Below are 18,006 nucleotides of genomic sequence, written 5' to 3'. Positions count from 1 at the left end.
CGCTGACGTGAAGCAGGACACCGCAGCGGGCCCGGCCCGTTCGGTGATTCAGGATGCGTGCCCCGACACCCGGGGCACGCAATCGCATGCCCTTGCCGGGCCGCTGCGATGTAACAGGCGAGCCATCCCGACCCGGATGGACGTTCGGAAACGTTATGGTGAAACGAACCCGTGAACAGGCACAGGCGACACGGGCCATCATCGTCGAGTCGGCACAGGGTGTGTTCTTCGACCGTGGCTTCGCGCATGCGTCGCTCGAGGAAATCGCCCGCCGGGCCGGCGTCACGCGCGGCGCCGTGTACTGGCACTTCGAGAACAAGCTCGAGGTGCTCGATGCCATCTTCGCCGATGCGGCGATCCCGCTGGATCCTTTCCTGATTGCCTCGCGACTCGATGCGGAGCATGAGCTCGACGCGCTGATCGATGCACTCGGTGCGTGCTGGCGGATGGCGACACGTTCGAAACTGTCCCGCCGGCTGTACACGCTGTCGTACACGCGATGCGAAAACGCGAAGGAAACGGCGGTTTTCTGCGAACGTGTTTGCCAGGCTGCGTACGCGGCGGAACAGCGCATCGATGCATGGTTGCGTCGTGCGACATCGGCCGGACAGTTGGTGAGCGAACATGAACCGGCGGTGATCGCCAGCGTGGTTCACGCGACGTTGAGCGGATTGCTGCATCGGGAGTTGACGCGGCCCGGGCGTCGCAATCCGGACATGGCTGAAATTACCGAAGTCGTCCGGACGCTGATTCAAGGATGAATGCGCCAGGGGGCCGGTGAACGGTGCTGGGCCGGGTTCCGCGCGTGTTGTCGTGAATCCCGACTCGAAAGAGCTTGAAATCGCTAACGAAGGATGCAATGAAATGGCGCCGGAAATGTCGGATTCGGAGTCCGGACAACCGGGAGGGATTCGCCATGGCATGTCCATCGCGCAACTGCTGTCGGCCGCCGAATCGTCGCGGTCCAGGTACGTCGACCGGCGTGTCGAGCAGGCGCTCGGCATGACGAAGTCGCAGGCGTCGATCCTGAACGTGCTCGATTGCGGGAAACCGTTGACGGCGGGCGAACTGTCCGATGCCTGCTGCATTGCCCGCAGTGCGGTGACGCGCCTCGTGGACCGGCTGGAGTCGCAGTATCTCGCGTTGCGAACGCAAAACGCGGATGACCGCCGTATCGTCTACGTGTCGCTCACGTGTGACGGGCGCCGGATCGCGGCTGCGTGGCGCGATATGCAATACAGGATTCAGCGCGAGTTGAGCGCCTTCGTGAGCGACGACGAGTGTCGAATGCTGCACAATTTGCTGTCGCGCATGCTCATCAATGCTGCCAGGGGCGATGCGGCTGGATGAACGTCATGGCCGGGTCCTTCGTACGTACCGAAATACGGACTTCGCCCGTACCTCCCCGGAGTTGAAGGCGGCGAGCGTACGGGTTCCCGTACCGCGCGGGGTGACCGGGTCAGGCTTGCGCGAAAGTAATTCGTAATATCTTTGCCGTCGCGCATGCATTGGCCGGTGTTGCCCACGCTGGCCTGCACACCCCCCGATCAGGGGAATCCATGCTCTCAAACTACCCGAACGGGTAGCTGCCACCCGTCCCCCCCAAACCTACACTCCTTTCCGGAAACAACGCGACAGAACGGCGGCGATACCGCCGGGTCGTGACTCCCGCGCCAAAAAACAGGCACGCGGGACGTGATTTGTTTCGTTCTGCTTCCGATTGACGCATTCGCGTCGACGGCAATCCTGTCGATCAATGTGCACGGCCGGCCGGACTCCGCCGCGCGTCGAACGGGCCCGGGCAAGCCGCGGCATCCGGTCCGACGGGCATTCGCACCAGCGAAGCACTGAAATCCAACAAACAGAGACTAGAACAGGAGACATCCCCGATGACGACCATCCCTTCCCGTAAACGTTTCGCGTCCGTTGCCGGCATCCTGCTGGCCGCCGCCGCGTTGCCCGCGCATGCGCAAAGCAGTGTCACGCTTTACGGTGTCGTCGACGCCGGCATCCTCTATACGAGCAAGGCGATCGATCCGAAGACCGGGCTGAATGCCGGGCACCAGGTATCGATGATCACTGGCGGGATGACACCGTCGTTGTTCGGCCTGAAAGGCACCGAGGATCTCGGCGGCGGCGTGAAGGCGATCTTCACGCTCGAAAGCGGCATCGACGTGTCGAACGGCGGCTATGCGGATTCGAACGGCAATCTGTTCGGCCGGCAGGCGTGGGTCGGGATCGAAAGCGGCTACGGCACCGTCAAGGCCGGCGTCCAGTTCTCGCCGTTCGTGCTGTCGTTGATCGCCACCGATGCGCGCAGCGTGTCGTACTTCGGCAGCGGCGTGCCGATCTATGTCGGCGGCGTGCTCGTGACCGGGATCTTCAACGCGAATGCGATTTCATACACGAGCCCGGTGGTGGCGGGCTTCCAGGGCAGTGCGATGTTTGCGCTCGGCGGCACGGCCGGCGATTTCCAGGCGGGCCGGCAGTATTCGGCGAGCCTCAATTACACGTTTGGGCCGTTGCTCGTCAGCGCCGCGATGTACAACGGCAATGCGGGCGGCACGGCCGCATCGACGCCGGTGCCGAGCACGGTGCCGTTTACCGGGCGCACGCTCGGCGCGAGCTATCAGTACGACGCGCTCACGGTGAAAGCCGCGTACGTCAATTACAAGATCGCGGGTTCGTTCGACAGCCGCGTCTACGGCGGCGGCGCCGCCTATCAGTTCACGCCGGTCGTGAGCGCGGATGCCGGCGTCTGGTACACGAGCGACGGCAACGATACCAACAATCACTCGATCATGGCCGCGGCAGGGCTGACCTACAGCCTGTCGAAGGCGACGTTGCTGTACGGGCAGCTTGGCTATGTGAACAACCACGGCAAGATGAATACGGGGCTGTCGACGAACGGCGCGCTGTACGGCGCGAACGGGTCGACGTTCGGCACCGTGCTCGGCGTGCGCCACCTGTTCTGACGATGGGGTTCCCAGATATCGACAGGAGGGCAGCATGCAGATCGAGTTAGGTTTCGAGCAACGCCACGTGTTCGTCTTCGGCGGCACGACCGGCATCAACTTCGGCATCGCGCAAGCCTTCGCGCGATGCGGCGCGGCTGTCAGCGTGGCGAGCCGCAAACGCGAGAACGTCGACGCTGCCGTGCAGACGCTGCGCATGACGCATGCATCGGTGTACGGCGCATGCGCCGACGTACGCGATTTCGACGCGGTGGGCACCGCGCTCGGCGATGCGGCACGCGAATTCGGCCCGATCGACGTGCTGATATCGGGCGCGGCGGGCAATTTCCTGTGCGACGCGAATGCGATGTCGGCGAACGGATTCCGCACGGTCATCGATATCGACCTGGTCGGCTCGTTCAACGTGATGCGGCAGGCCTATCCGCATCTGCGCAAGCCCGGCGCGTCGATCATCAGCATCACCGCGCCGCAGGCGACGGTGCCGATGCGCCATCAGGCACACGCTTCCGCGGCGAAAGCCGGTATCGACCAACTCACGCGCGTGCTCGCGCTGGAATGGGGCGCCGACGGTGTGCGCGTCAACGCGATCTCGCCGGGCCCGATCGACGGCACGGAAGGCTTTCGCAAGCTGATCGCCCGCACCGACGACGAACTCGCGCTGGCCGAGTCGGCCGTGCCGCTGCGCCGGTTCGGCACGACCGACGACATAGCCAATCTCGCGCTGTTCCTTGCATCGCCGTATGCGTCGTACGTGTCCGGCGCCGTGATTCCGTGTGACGGCGGCGGTGCGATCGACAGCGTGAAACCGGCGATCGAACGGGCGGGCGCGAACGCGTCGGCCGGTGCCTGACGCGCGAGCGCGACCGATACGGGCAATCCATACCCGATAACTACCCGGACGGGTGGCGGCAGCCGACAGGCCGCTGCCTACACTGATCCCACGACGAACATAACCAGACAGGAGACGACGTGCATTCCCTTCCTTTTCCGACGCCGCACGGTTGCATGACGGAACCGCGCGAGCCCATCGACACGCGCCGTGCCGCGCGGGCACGGCAGCCGGGCCGCGCCTGAACCGGCCGATCACGAAGCGAGAGAGCTCATGACAATCCCAACCGATTCGATCCAGCCCGCGGTATCGGGCACGTCCGGCACACGGACCGCGCGGCATCGCCTGATCAACATCGACAACGGCGGCACGCTGACCGACATCTGCGTGATGGACGGCGACAACGTGATCCGCACGAAAACGCTGACCACGCCGCACGACCTGTCGCAATGCCTGTTCGACGGGCTGCGCAAGGCGTCCGTGGCGATTTACGGCAACGAGGACCTGGAGGCGCTGCTGTTGTCGACGGCTGCGATCCGCTACTCGACGACACAGGGGACGAACGCGCTCGTGGAGCGCAAGGGGCCGCGGCTCGGGCTCGTGGTCGGCGGGACGCTGTCGGCCGCGCAGGTGCGCGACGCCGACGGCGCCGCCGATCTGTTCGATGCGGTGATCGGCAGCCGCGCAATCACGCTGTCCGGCGATTCGCCCGAAGCCGACGTGGTGCGCGCGGTCGGCGAACTCGCGGCGTCGGGGGCCAACCGGCTCGTCGTGGCGATCGGCGGCCCGCAGCGTGTCGAACTCGAACAGCGCCTGAAGCGCAGGCTGCTGCGCAGCTTTCCGCCGCACCTGCTCGGCGCACTGCCGATCCTGTATGCGCACGAAATCGCCGACGATGCGAGCGACGTGCGCCGCACGTGGACCGCGCTGTTCAACGCGTTCCTGCATCCGGCGATGGAGCGCTTTCTCTACAGCGCCGAACAGAAGCTGCGCGACGCGCGCGCGCAGAGCCCGCTGCTCGTGTTCCGCAACGATGGATATGCGGGACGCGTCGCCAAGACGATCGCGCTGAAGACCTACAGTTCCGGCCCGCGCGGCGGGATGGAAGGCGCGCGCGTGCTGGCCCGGCACTACGGGTTGACGCATCTGCTGTCGATGGACATCGGCGGAACGACGACCGACATCGGTGTCGTCGACGAACGGGGCGTGCGCGCGGACCGGCACGGCAGCGTCGAAGGCGTCGCGACGTCGTTCGCGTTGTGCGACGTGGTCAGCGCGGGCGTCGGCGGCAGTTCGATCATCCGCGTGCAGGGCGAACGCATCGCGGTCGGGCCGGAAAGCGTCGGCAGCGCGCCGGGGCCGGCCTGTTTCGGCCTGGGCGGCACGCAGGCGACGATCACCGATGCGTTCACGCTGTCAGGCTTGCTAGATCCCGCGTCGTTCTTTGGCGGCAAGCTGCAGCTCGACAAGGCGCGTGCTCGCCAGGCGATTCATGCGCATGTGGCCGATCCGCTGAAGATGGGCGACCTCGAAGCGCTCGCCGCGATGGAAGCCGCGTGGGTGAAGAAAGTCGCCGACAGCCTCACCGCGTATTCACCGATTCGGCCCGACACGACGCTTGCCGCGTTCGGCGGCGCGGGCGCGCTCGTCGCGTGCCGCGTTGCGGAGGCGATCGGCGTGAAGCGGGTGCTGATTCCGGGGCTGGCGGCCGTGTTTTCCGCGTACGGAATCGGCTTTTCGGATGTGGGTCACAGCTTCTCGGCGCCGCTTGCCGAAGCGACCGACAGCGCACTCGCTGCGGCGATGGACACGCTGTTCACGCAGGCGTCGCGTGCGATGTTCGGTGAAGACGCGGCGATCGACGAGTGCCGGTTGGTCTATACGGTCGAAGCGACCGGCGCCGACGGCCGGAGTACCGAGTACGCGGTGAACGGCACGACGCTGCCGGCCGGGCTTGCGCCGGACGCGACGCTGTCCGTGTCGCTGACCGCGATCAAGCGCATGCCGCAAGCGACGCTGGACGGGCGTTTCGGCGAAGCCGACCACCAGCCCGCGGTTGCGCACGGCACGCGGCACGTCGTGGTCGATGGCCGCGAAGTCGACCTGCCGCTGTACCGCGTCGAGGATCAGCCGAAGGGCATTGCGGTACGCGCGGCCGGCCCGGCGGTACTCGAGGAAGCCTTCTTCACGGGGCGCATCGACGCCGGCTGGCATTTCGACATCAATTCCGCCGGAGACATCCTGCTCAGTCGCGGCACGGAGAACGAATAATGAAAGTCCTGATTACCGAAACCCTGCGCATCGATCTCGGCACGGAACAGTGGGAGTGCCGGCGCTGCGGTCACGCGCACGGCAGCGCGCGCGACAACTACAAACGCGGCCTGCTCGTCCACGATCGCGATCCGCGCGAGATTCACAAGCCGCTGCTCGATCCGAACCGCTACGCGCGCACGTACTCGCCGGACCCGGACTGGTGCCGGATTCTCGAATACTACTGCCCGGAATGTGGCGTGCTCGTCGAAGCCGAATACCTGCCGCCCGGCCATCCGCCGCTGCACGACATCGATCTCGACATCGACGCGCTGAAGCTGCAATGGAAGGATCGCGAAGAGATGACGGAGCCCGCGCAGGCGCCCGATCTTGCACTCGAACGCGTGAAGCTGCAGCGCGCGCTGCATGCAGCCGCCCATCATCGCCACGCAGTCGGTGCCGGCACCGACGCGTCGTCCACTTGAGCCACGGGGAGATTCGATCATGAAACGTGTTTCCGTCGACATTGGCGGCACCTTCACCGATTGCTTCGTGGCATGGGGCGATCATTGCGTCGAAGGCAAGTCGCTCACGACCCACCACAATCTGGCGGTCGGCTTCAACGATTCGCTGGCGGACGCGTGCCGCCAGCTCGAACTGACGCCGACCCAGCTGCTGTCCGAAGTCGATTCGGTGCGCTACGCGACGACGCTCGGCACCAACGCGCTGATCGAGCGCAAGGGCCCGCGCGTCGGCCTGCTCGTCACGACGGGCTTCAAGCACACGGTGCCGCTGTCGCGTGCCCGCGGTTACGGGGAAGGGCTGTCCGAACACGAGCAGATGGACATTCCGAATGCCGCGCGCCCGGAGCCGCTCGTGGCGATTCCGCTGATCCGCGAGATTCGCGAGCGTGTCGACTACGTCGGCCAGGTGTTCTGGACGCTCGACGAGGACGACGTGCGGTTGCGCATCCGTGAACTCGTCGACGCCGGCGCGCAGGCGCTCGTCGTGATGTTCACGAACAGCGTCGTGAACCCGGTGCACGAGCTGCGCGTGCGCGAGATTTTCCTCGAGGAGTACCCGGCGCACATGCTCGGTGCGATTCCGATGCTGTTGTCGCACCAGGTGGTCGGCCGCAAGGGCGAGTATTCGCGCGCGACGTCGTCGATCATCGACGCGTTCCTGCATCAGATCATGTACCACGGGCTCGGCACGCTGGAGCTGAACCTGCGCCAGCAGGGCTATACGAAGCCGATGCTGGTCAATCACAACTCGGGCGGGATGGCGCAACTCAACTCGACCGACGCACTGCAGACCGTCCACTCCGGGCCGGTGTCGGGCATCGCCGCGAGCGAGTACCTGGCGGCAGCGGCCGAGCTGGGCAACGTCGTTGCGACCGACATGGGCGGCACGAGCTTCGACATCGGGATCGTCGTGCAGGGCGGGCAGAAGTTCTACGACTTCAACCCGGTGATCGACCGCTGGCTCGTCAGCGTGCCGATGGTGCACCTCGTCGCGCTGGGGGCGGGCGGCGGCTCGATCGCGCGCTACGAGCGGATGTACAAGACGGTCGAGATCGGCCCGCAATCGGCCGGCTCCGATCCGGGGCCCGCGTGTTACGACCGGGGCGGCCAGCATCCGACCGTCACCGACGCCGACCTGCTGCTCGGCTATCTCGATCCGAAGAACTACGCGAACGGCCGCATTCCGCTGAATCCGCGCCGCGCGAAGCAGGCGATGCAGGACGACCTGTGCGACGTGCTCGATCTCGACGTGATCGAAACCGCCAAGCTGATCAAGAAGCAGGTCGACGCATCGATGGCGAACGGCATCGCCACCGAATTGCGCACGCGCGGCTTCGAGCCGAAGGAATTCACGGTGCTCGCGTACGGCGGAAACGGGCCGCTGCATGCGTGCGGGATCGCGTCCGCGCTCGGGGTTGCGAAAGTGCTGGCGCCGCCGTATTCGTCGACGTTCTCCGCATGCGGTGCGGGGACGGTGAACCAGATGCATATCCACGAGATGAACACGTGGACCGTGCTGTTCAACCCGAACACGAAGTCGTTCTTCCTGGATTTCGACACGTTCAACCGCGGCGTCGAGGAACTCGAGCGGCGCGGGCGCGAGGATCTCGAACGGCAGGGGATGGACCCGTCGCAGATCCGCTACCGGCTCGAACTCGACATGCGCTACGGCAACCAGCGCGTGCAGACGGCCGTCGTCACGCCGATCTCGCGCCTGAAGACGCAGCGCGACGTGCTGACGCTGATGGAGCTGTTCCACGAGAGTTACGGCTCGCGCTTCGGGGACGGCTCGCAAAGCCCGGAAACCGGCGTGCGGATCAACACGCTGCGCGTATGTGCGTACGTCGAACAGCCGTCAGTGAAGTTCGCGAAGCTCGCGGTCAGCGACAACCCGCTGCCGCCGCCGGAGCCGGTCGGCTACCGCGACTGTCACTTCGTCGGGCACGACGGCCCGCAACGTACCGCCATCTACGACGACCGCGCGCGTGCCGAGCGCACGCAGATCGAAGGGCCGGCCGTCATCACGACACGCGCGACGACGTTCCTCGTCGAGCCGGGCTGGATCTATCAGGCGACGGCCCAGGGCGGCGCGTGGTTCCTGCGCAAGTAAGCAAGGAGTTCGACATGCAAAACGACATCAATGCGGAAGACCGGGCGCTGCTCGACAAGTTCATCGCCGACAACACGCTGTTTCTCGGCCCCGATCCCGAGATCATGCGCAATCACAGCATCCTGCCGCGCTCGAAGGTGGAAAACGACGTGCTGGAGCGCGGCGTCGACCCGCACCAGGTCCACCATGTGCGCGGGCTGATCAACTCGGCGCTGTCCGAAGCGTTCACGATGGTGAACCAGATGGGCGCGGCGCCGGGCGCGAAGTGGGGCGACCTCGTCACCGCGATCTACACCGCGCAGGGCGACCTGTCGATGATCGCGCCGCACGGGATCATCGCGTTCGCCGCGTGCTGCTTCTATCCGATCCGCTTCATCATCAAGAACTGGGTGAACGACCCGACGGTCGGCGTGAAGGACGGCGACGGCTTCATCCACAACGACGCGCGCTACGGCGGCATCCACAACACCGACCAGTCGATGATGATGCCGCTGTTCTACAAGGGCGAACTCGTGTGCTGGCTGTCGTCGACGATCCACGAGGGCGAGAACGGCTCGACCGAACCGGGCGGGCTCCCGGCCAAGGCGGAGAGCAAGTACGACGAAGGCATCAAGATGCCGCCGTTCAAGATCGTCGAGAACTTCGAGCTGAAGCGCGACCTCGTCACGTTCCTGCAGAACTCGGTGCGCGACCCGCGCCTCCAGCTCGAGGACATGAAGGTGAAGCTGCACGCGGTGCTGCGCCTGCGCGAACGGATCATCGCGCTGCTCGACCAGTATGGTCGCGACGCGCTGATCGGCACGTTGCGCACGCACCTGGAAGACGTCGAAACGGAAATGCGCCGCCGCATTCGCGAACTGCCCGACGGCACGACGCGCGTGCTGCAGTTCATGGATTCCAGCCTGCGCGAGAACGCGTTGCAGAAAATCTCGTGCGCGATCACCGTGAAGGGCGACCGGATGGTGATGGATTTCCGCGGCTCGGCGCCGCAGTTCATGAACCGCTCGGTCAATACCAACATCGCGTCGTTCAAGGCTGCATTGTGCACGGGCCTGCTGCAGAACATCTGGCCCGACCTGCCGCATACGATGGCCGTGCTGTCGCCGATCGAGATCATCACCGATCGCAACTCGATCCTCGATGCGGAAGGCGAGATGCCGCAGGCGATGAGCCTGATGCCGCTGTTCAAGGGCTGCGTCGTGTGGACGATTCCGATGAACAAGCTGAGCTACAGCCTGCCGCACCGCTACTCGGCGGTGATCGCGTCGCAGTACGACCAGGCGGCGACGTTCATCTACGGCGGCCTGACGCAGCACGGCGACGTGACCGGCAACTTCTGCGCGGACATCAACGGCAACGGGCAGGGCGCGCGCAGCCACGCGGACGGCGAGCATTCGATCTCGCCCGTGTTCGGCTTCATGTGCGACACGGGCGAGCACGAGATCGCGGAAGAGGATACGCCGATCATCCGCCTCGGTGCGCAGCGGCTCGCGAAGGACCGGATCGGCTGGGGCAAGTATCGCGGCGGGATGGGCTACGAGCAGATCGCGACCGCGCGCGGCTCGGGCCTGTGGGGCTTCATGACGGGCTGCGAGGGCTCGAAGTTCCCGTCGGCGCAGGGGCTGTTCGGCGGCTACTCGTGCCCGAGCTACCAGCTGATGAAGATCAAGGGCATCAACATCTTCAAGGTACTGGAGGAGAACCCGAAGGCCGTCGACACGTTCGACATCGTCGAGCTGATGAACAAGCGGCCGATTCCGGGCGCGCAGTACAGCAGCCACGACATGGGCATGACGTTCGAGATCTGCAACGAGGGCGAGATCTACATGATCTGCCAGGGCTCGGGCGGCGGCTATGGCGACGTGCTCGAACGCGATCCGGCGCTCGTGATGAAGGATCTTCTCGAGGAGCTGATGTCGCACGAGAACGCACGCGACATCTACAAGGTCGTCTACGACGAGGAGACGCTGGTCGTGGATGTCGAGGCGACGGCAGAAGCGCGGGCGGCCGAACGGCTCGCACGGATCGCGCGCGGCAAGCCGTTCGACGCGTTCTGCGACACCTGGGTGACGCCCGAACCGCCTGCGACGCTGCCGTACTTCGGTAGCTGGAACGACAGCACCGAGATCTACGCGACGACGCTGGGCCAGCGCGTCAGGATGCCGGCGGACGCGATACAGGGGGCATTCATGCTCGATCCGAAGGATGTCCGCATCGCGGAGCTGGAGGCGCAGTTGGCCGGCAAGGCGGCGCAGGCATAAGCCGGTGCCATGGCCGAGGCGCGGCGGGGGCCGCCGCGCCGAACGATTTTTCCTGCAGGACGGGCGGCGGTTGCGTGATCGACGGCCGCCCGGCCTCATGCTGAACTGGAACGCATCATGTCTCGACTCATCGATACCGCTCGGGTACGCCGGCCGCTCTGGCTGAATCACGCTCGCTACAGCGTGCCGTTGCTCGCGGGCGGCAGCGCGCCGTGGCTCGACAGTGCCGCGTGCGTCGCGTGGGCACGCCAGGCGCACGGGTTGCTCGGATCGGACGTGCTCACGCTGCCGCTGGCGGACCTTGCCGCCGCATGGTTGACGCGCGACACGGCATTGAAGGGGGCGATGGCCGCGAACACGAAGCGCGCGCATCTGCCGCTGAAGGCATGTATCGCGAGCACGCCGCTGCGCGAGCATGCGGCCGCGCTGGCGGGCGCGTTGCGCGCGGCGTTGCCCGATGCGATCTTTGCACTCGTGCTACCGTCTCCACGCGACTGGGCGGCGCTGGCGCTTGCGTCGGCAGGCGGTTCGCCGGGCGGCGAGGTCGACGAGGACGCCGCCGATGCCGCGGCGTCGAGCATTGCGGATTTTCTGAGGGTATTCGCGACGGCGGGCGTCGACGCGGTGCTGCTGCGCGAGTCGCGCACCTGGGACGCAGACGAAACTGCGCTGTGGCTCGAACTCTATCAACCCGTCGCGAACGTCGCGACGCATTACGGCTGGGACTGGGGAATGCAATGGCCGGCGGCCGTTTCGCTTGCCGACGGCCAGGGCCCGGATTTCACGATCGCGCCGACGCGATGCGGGCACGGCGCGGCCGGTATCGTCGTGCCGGACGCGTTCTGGCAGGATGGCGGCCTGCCGGCGCCGGACCCCAAGGCGTTCGACGTGGCCGACATTCCCGCCGCGGCGCATCCGGAGACCGTTCTCGAACGGCTCGCGCTCTTACATGAAAGGCGATTGACATGGTGAACGAAGGCGAACTGCTGTGGACACCCAGCGAGGCATTCGTGCGCGGCTCCCATCTTGCGCGCTATCTCGACTGGCTCGCGACCGATCGCGATCTGGTCTGTGCGGACTACGACGCGCTATGGCGCTGGTCGGTACGTGAGCCTGACGCGTTCTGGGCGTCGATCTGGCAATGGTACGGCGTGCGGTACGACGGCTCGGCGCGACGCGTGACGGATGGCGCACCGATGCCGCATACGCGCTGGTTTCCGGATGCGCGCGTGAACTACGCGGAGCATGTGCTGCAGAACGCCGCGCATGCGGGGGCGGCGCCGGCCTTCCATTACGCGTCCGAAACGCGACCGTTGCAAACGATGTCGCTTGCCGATCTCGCGAGCCAGGTGCGGCGCTTCGCGACGCGCCTGCGCGAACTCGGCGTGGTGCCGGGCGATCGCGTCGTCGCGTATCTGCCGAACGTACCCGAGTGCGCGGTCGCGATGCTCGCGACGACCGCCATCGGCGCGATATGGTCGTCGGCCGCGATCGACTTCGGCGTGCGCACCGTCGTCGACCGCTTCCAGCAGATCGCGCCGAAGGTGCTGATCGCCGCCGATGGCTACCGCTTCGGCGGCAAGGTATTCGACCGCCGGCGCGAGGTCGCCGAGATCGCGCAGGCGCTGCCGTCGCTGCAGACGCTCGTCTGGCTGCCGCACGTGGCGGACGCGATGCCGGCCGACGCGGCGTCGCTGCCGTGCGCGGTGCACGCATGGGACGCGTTGCTCGCCGGCCCCGACGTGCCGGCCGATACGTTCCGCTTCGAGCGGGTCGGCGCCGATCATCCGTTGTGGATCGTGTTCTCGTCGGGCACCACGGGCTTGCCTAAGGCAATCGTGCATGGTCATGCAGGCATCCTTGCCGAGCACCTGAAGCTGATGCATCTGCATATGGACCTGCACCCGGGCGACGTGATGTTCTTCTACAGCACGACCGGCTGGATGATGTGGAATCTGCTGGTCGCCGCGCTGCTGACCGGCGCCTCCGCCGTGCTCTACGACGGCAGCCCGATGCACGGCGGCCCCGAGTGTCTGTGGCGGCTCGCGGCCGATGCGGGCGCCACCTGCTTCGGCGGCAGTCCGACCTTCGTGCAGATGATGGAAAAGGCGGGCATCGAGCCGGGGCGGCAGTTCGACCTGTCGGCACTCAGGAGCGTGCTGATGTCCGGTGCGCCGAGCACGCCCGAGACGTTCGCGTGGTTCTACCGCAACGTGAAACCGGACCTGTGGGTCACGTCGCAATCGGGCGGCACCGAGCTGTGCAGCGGGCTGGTGGGTGCGGTGCCGTCGCTGCCCGTCCACGCGGGCGAGATCCAGGCGCGCATGCTCGGCATGGCGGTCGACGTGTGGAACGACGACGGGCAGCCGGTCGTCGACGAAGTGGGCGAACTCGTCGTGACCCAGCCGGCCCCGTCGATGCCGATCTTCTTCTGGAACGACGACGGCGGCGCGCGCTATCGCGAGTCGTACTTCGACTATTTCCCCGGCGTATGGCGGCACGGTGACTTCATGCGGCTGACACGCGACGGCGGCTGCTACATCTACGGCCGTGCGGATTCGACGCTGAATCGATACGGCGTGCGAATCGGCTCGGCGGAGATCTATCGCGTCGTCGAGGAGATCGACGAGGTGGCCGACAGCCTGGTCGTGTGCTGCGAGTTGCCGGGCGGCGGTTTCTTCATGCCGCTGTTCGTGCGGCTGCGCGATGGCGAGACGCTCGATGACGCGCTGCGCGCGCGCATCGCCGAACGGTTGCGCACGCTGTGCAGCCCGCGCCACGTGCCGGACACGATGGTCGCGATGGACCAGATACCGTACACGCTGACGGGCAAGAAAATGGAGGTGCCGGTGCGCAAGATCCTGATGGGGCGTCCGGTCGAGCAGGCGGCGAGCCGCGACGCGATGGCCAATCCGGCCGCGCTGGATGCCTACGTCGCGTTTGCCGCCGAGGTGCCGCGATGATCGCGACTGCCCCGTTCCCGGACGCAGCCGCCGCGCCAGGCGATGACGACCCCGCAGCGCACGAATCGGCGGCGTGCCTGCGGCCTTATTGCTGCAATCCGTTTGCAGCGTTCTCCGCGTTTTCCCGGGTGGGCGGGTGGACGCCGCCGCTGCCCGACGCGCGTGCGATGCCGGAAGGCGATGCCACGGCTTGAAGCTGCCGCGCGAATGCGGCAGGATGAGCGACCCGACCCCTCACCCGGATGATCGTGACCGTTTCCCGAAATGCGATCCCGCGCAGCGTGCGTCATGACGGCGTGGATCTGCGCGAGCACAAGTTTTCCCCGCCGGCCGCGCGGCGCGGCGCGATCGTGCGTCACGCGTTGCTCGAACGCGTGACGCGGCTCGGCGTGCCGCACGTCGTGATCCTGCACGCGCCGCTCGGCAGCGGCAAATCCACGCTGCTTCGGCAGATCATGGAGATCGGCACCGCGAAGCGCTGGACGGTTGGATGGCTGACGCTCGACGAGAACGACAACGATCCGCGTCGCTTCGAAACGTACTTCATCGCGCTGGTCACGCAGATGGTGGCGGACGCGGGCGGCCCGGCGCCCGAGCAGTCGCCGGCGACGACCGACAACATGATCGACTGGGTGCTCGATCGATTCGGGCAGATTCCCGGCCCGATCGGCTTGTGCATCGACGATCTCCAGTGGATCCGCGATCCTGCGATCCTGCGTTTCTTGCGCGACCTGTTGCGCGCGCTGCCAGGCCGCTGCCGGATCTATATCGGGTCGCGCAATTTGCCGGACATCGGCGTGAGCACGCTGCTCGTCGCCGAGGAGGCGCTGGTGCTGCGGATGGAGGACCTGCGCTTCTCGCCCGAGGAATCGGTCGAGTTCATGACCGCCCGGGACGACGGGGTGCTCGACGCGGAGATCGCGTCGTTCGTGCAGGCGCGCACCGAGGGCTGGCCGGCGGGGTTGCAGCTGTTCAAGCTTGCGCTTGCGCGCGGCAATCCCTGGCATACGGTCGACGAGATGCGAGATTGCGGGCCGCTGGAGCTGGTGCGCTACCTGTCGGAAAACACGCTGTCGCTGCAGCCGCCGGACGTGCAGGTGTTCCTGCTGAAGACATCGTTGCTGCGGCGCCTGAACGGATCGCTGTGCGCGGAGGCGACCGGCACGCATCACGCAGACGCCATGCTGCAGCGACTGGAGCAGGACGGCCTGTTTCTGGAGGCGCTCGACGGCAATCCGGGCTGGTACAGGTATCACAGCCTGTTTGCGCGCTTCCTGTCCGATCGTCTCGGCCAGGACGATCCCGATGGCGTGCTCGACGTGCACCGGCGCGCGGCGCACTGGTACGTGCGCCACGGCGTGCCCGAGGAGGCGATGTATCACGCGGTCGAGGCGCGCGAGTACGCGCTTGCGGTGCGCACGCTCGACGAATGGGCCTCGCGGCTGATCGCGGGCGCGGAACTGGCCACGGTGGTGTACTGGTTCGACCGGCTTCCGTTGAACGAAGTGCTCGGCAACCGCAGTCTCGCGATCAAGGTGGCGTGGGCGCTCGTGTTCCTGCGCCGCGGGAGCCCGACGCATCCGTTGCTGTCATACCTGGACCAGACGCGTGCGGGCGAACATGACGGCACCGCGCACAATCCGGATGTCGTGCTGGCGATGGCGACGATGTTCAACAACGATCTGCGCGGCGCCGCGCGTCTCGCGAACATCCCCGTGCTGCATCAGCCGGCGCGCGACATCTTCGAGGCGTTCGAACTGGGCGCCGCGGCGAACCTGCTGACGTTCAGCGCGATGGCGACGTGGAACGAGGAAGACATCCACCACATGCTCGTGCTGGCGAACAGCCACAACGATCACGCGCAGGCCGCGTTCAGCCAGGGATACACGCTCGCGCTGCGCTGCATCCTGCAGGTCACCAGCGGGCAACCGCGGCTCGCGACCGAAGCGCCGCGCGCGACGTCGGGCACACGGCCGTGGCCCTACGTGAATCGCGGCATGGCGGCCGTGGCGCTGGCGGCCTCGCGGATCTGGGCGTGCTATGAAGCCGATGCGCTCGACATTGGCGAAAGGCTGGCGACCCAGTTCGAGGACGAGATCGCGCTGGCGGCGGTGCCGGAATTCATCGCGCTGTCGATGGTGTCGATCGCGCGCATCCACGCGGCACGCGGCCGGATGATTCAGGCGCGCGACACGCTAGACACGCTGGAGCGCCTGAGCTTTCAGAGCCAGTGGTCCGGCGTGCGCCAGATGATCGCGTGGGAGCGGCTTTACTTTGCCGGGCGCAGCGGCGATGCGGCGCGTGTCGATGCGCTGCTGCAGCACGTGACGGACGACGCGTCGCCATCGGATCCCGTCTGGATTCCCATCACCGAGATGTTGAGCGGGCGGCTGCTCGGCCGGATCCGGCTCGCGCTGTTCCGGCAGCAACTCGACCGGGCCGGCGAGCTGCTGAAAGCCGCATTGGCGATCACGCCGGCGCGGCCGCTGCTGTCGGTCAAGCTGCACGTGCTGCAGGCGCTGGTGCAGCATCGGCAGGGGCACACGCGGCTCGCGCTGCGAACGCTGCAGGGTGTACGCGAAACGGCGAACGCCGGCGGCTGCCGGCGGGCGCTGCTCGACGAAGGCGCCGAACTGGTCGCGTTACTCGACCAGTCGCTCGACGCGGAGATGCCGCATACGGTGCAGGCCTCCGAACCACGTTTCCATACGGCGGCGTGGTACGGCGCACTGTCGCAGCGCGAACAGGAAATTCTGCGGCTGCTGTGCAGCGGGGCATCGAATCGGGAGATTTCGGAGAAACTGTTCCTGTCCGAAAACACCGTGAAGTTTCATCTGAAGAACGTGTACCTGAAGCTGGACGTGAAGAATCGCGCGCAGGCGATTCTCAAGGCGCAACTCGACTTGCGGTGAAGCAATGCGGAGAGGACGGCAACGCGGGTTGCGTTGCCGTCCTCTTCGGTACGCCGGCCCAGGCAGGCGCGGCACGGGAGGGTGCGGCGGCAGCCGACCGCCGGGCCACGTCCAGGCAAGGCCGGCCGTCGGCACGTTCCCCCGCCAGGCGGCCCGGCTCGCAGCGGGCAGACGCCGTCGCGTTACGCCCCCAGGTGCTTCCGGAAAAACGGCACCAGCTGCTCCAGCGCCTGGCCGGTCGGCGCAGGCTGGTCGTACAGGTCATAGTGGGTGGCGCCGGGCACGATCTGCAGCGTCTTCTCGCTCGACCGCGCGCGGCTGTACAGGTCGAAGCCGTCGCGGTACGAACCGAACGCGCCCGGCTCGCCGCCGCCGATGACGATGTGCAACGGCTGCGTCAGCAGGTGCTCGGCGAGGAAGAACGCATCCCAGCCGACCGCCGGCGCGAGGCTCGCGAAACGCAGCTGGTTCGGCGAACCGGGCTGCTGGCCGCGCGGCGTCTTGTAGTAGTCGACCGCCTCGACGATGTCCACATTGGTCAGGCCCGCTTGTTCGCATTCCTGACGGGAGTTCGGGATATAGGTCGTCAGCAGCGGTTCCGCGCCGCGTGCTTCCGCGGTGCGCTGGCTGGCGATCGCGTCCAGCGTCTTCAGCGCCGAGTCGGGCGTCATGTCGCCTTCGCGCATGAGGCGGCCATAGTTGGCGCCGACCACCGTTGCCACCGCCTTGAACCGGCGCTCGGTCATCGCGGCATTGACCGCATAACCGCCGCCACCGCAAATGCCCAGCACGCCGATCCGCTGCTCGTCCACGAACGGGAGCGTGACCAGGTAGTCCACCGCGCAGCGGAAGTCTTCCACGCGCAGCGCCGGATCTTCGCTGAAGCGCGGCTCACCGCCGCTCGCACCCTGGGTCGATGCGTCGAAGGCCAGCGTGATGAACCCCTGCTCGGCGAGCTGTTCGCCGTAGATGCGGCCCGACGTCTGCTCCTTGCAGCTGCTGATCGGGTGCGCGCAGACGATGGCCGGGTAGGTCTTCGTTTCATCGAAGTCCTTGGGAAAGCGCAGATCGGCGGCCACGTCCCACATGCGGTTCTTGAAGGTCACGGTTTTCATGGTGAGGTCCTGTCGTGTGCGCGTGGCCGGCCGTGTCGACGGTCGGGCCCTGCGCGCGATGAGTGGA

Annotated in this window: 12 protein-coding genes; 11 read left to right on the top strand and 1 reads right to left on the bottom strand. The window is 66.6% G+C overall.

Annotation, left to right across the window (positions count from 1 at the left end):
- Positions 1–92 precede the first annotated feature (92 nt).
- The 11 genes from LGN19_RS05245 to LGN19_RS05195 all read left to right on the top strand — a co-directional run bounded on the left by LGN19_RS05245 (position 93) and on the right by LGN19_RS05195 (position 16,824).
- Positions 93–761: a TetR family transcriptional regulator gene (locus tag LGN19_RS05245; protein ID WP_226213477.1), complete on the top strand. Its 669-nt coding sequence runs from the start codon at positions 93–95 to the stop codon at positions 759–761.
- 52 nt (positions 762–813) lie between these two features.
- A complete protein-coding gene (locus LGN19_RS39740) occupies positions 814–1,350 on the top strand; it encodes a MarR family winged helix-turn-helix transcriptional regulator (RefSeq protein WP_226213476.1) in 537 nt (178 codons plus the stop codon).
- Between the two features lie 539 nt (positions 1,351–1,889).
- Positions 1,890–2,975, top strand: a complete 1,086-nt coding sequence (locus LGN19_RS05235) for a porin (protein WP_226213475.1) — start codon at positions 1,890–1,892, stop codon at positions 2,973–2,975.
- A 34-nt stretch (positions 2,976–3,009) separates the two neighbouring features.
- Positions 3,010–3,825 carry an SDR family oxidoreductase gene (locus tag LGN19_RS05230; RefSeq protein ID WP_174956224.1) on the top strand — a complete coding sequence of 272 codons (816 nt, stop codon included), beginning with the start codon at positions 3,010–3,012 and terminating at the stop codon, positions 3,823–3,825.
- Positions 3,826–4,077: 252 nt separating this feature from the next.
- Positions 4,078–6,075 (top strand): hydantoinase/oxoprolinase family protein, encoded by a 1,998-nt coding sequence (locus LGN19_RS05225; RefSeq protein ID WP_226213474.1) that lies wholly within the window; start codon positions 4,078–4,080, stop codon positions 6,073–6,075.
- On the top strand, positions 6,075–6,539 hold the full coding sequence (locus LGN19_RS05220) for an acetone carboxylase subunit gamma (protein WP_011354810.1): 465 nt from the start codon (positions 6,075–6,077) through the stop codon (positions 6,537–6,539). The genes LGN19_RS05225 and LGN19_RS05220 overlap by 1 nt, the downstream gene beginning before the upstream one ends.
- A 19-nt stretch (positions 6,540–6,558) precedes the next feature.
- Positions 6,559–8,688, top strand: coding sequence for a hydantoinase/oxoprolinase family protein (locus LGN19_RS05215; RefSeq protein WP_122947359.1), 2,130 nt, complete (start codon positions 6,559–6,561; stop codon positions 8,686–8,688).
- 14 nt (positions 8,689–8,702) lie between these two features.
- Complete coding sequence (locus LGN19_RS05210; RefSeq protein WP_226213473.1) at positions 8,703–10,949, top strand: hydantoinase B/oxoprolinase family protein; 2,247 nt, start codon at positions 8,703–8,705, stop codon at positions 10,947–10,949.
- A 117-nt stretch (positions 10,950–11,066) separates the two neighbouring features.
- On the top strand, positions 11,067–11,921 hold the full coding sequence (locus LGN19_RS05205; RefSeq protein WP_226213472.1) for a hypothetical protein: 855 nt from the start codon (positions 11,067–11,069) through the stop codon (positions 11,919–11,921).
- Positions 11,915–13,912 carry an acetoacetate--CoA ligase gene (locus LGN19_RS05200; protein ID WP_226213471.1) on the top strand — a complete coding sequence of 666 codons (1,998 nt, stop codon included), beginning with the start codon at positions 11,915–11,917 and terminating at the stop codon, positions 13,910–13,912. Before LGN19_RS05205 ends, LGN19_RS05200 begins: the two co-directional genes overlap by 7 nt.
- Before the next feature lie 242 nt (positions 13,913–14,154).
- Positions 14,155–16,824 (top strand): LuxR C-terminal-related transcriptional regulator, encoded by a 2,670-nt coding sequence (locus tag LGN19_RS05195; protein WP_226213470.1) that lies wholly within the window; start codon positions 14,155–14,157, stop codon positions 16,822–16,824.
- Between the two features lie 182 nt (positions 16,825–17,006).
- On the opposite strand, the gene LGN19_RS05190 is transcribed toward LGN19_RS05195, so the two are convergent.
- Entirely contained in the window at positions 17,007–17,999 is a 993-nt protein-coding gene (locus LGN19_RS05190; RefSeq protein ID WP_319000622.1) for an alpha/beta hydrolase, read from the bottom strand.
- Positions 18,000–18,006: the final 7 nt, after the last annotated feature.

This window comes from Burkholderia sp. AU30198, assembly GCF_020419825.1.
Classification (GTDB): Bacteria; Pseudomonadota; Gammaproteobacteria; order Burkholderiales; family Burkholderiaceae; genus Burkholderia.
The sequence above is the reverse complement of the archived record's forward strand: the minus strand, read 5'-3'. Positions and strand labels throughout refer to the sequence as shown.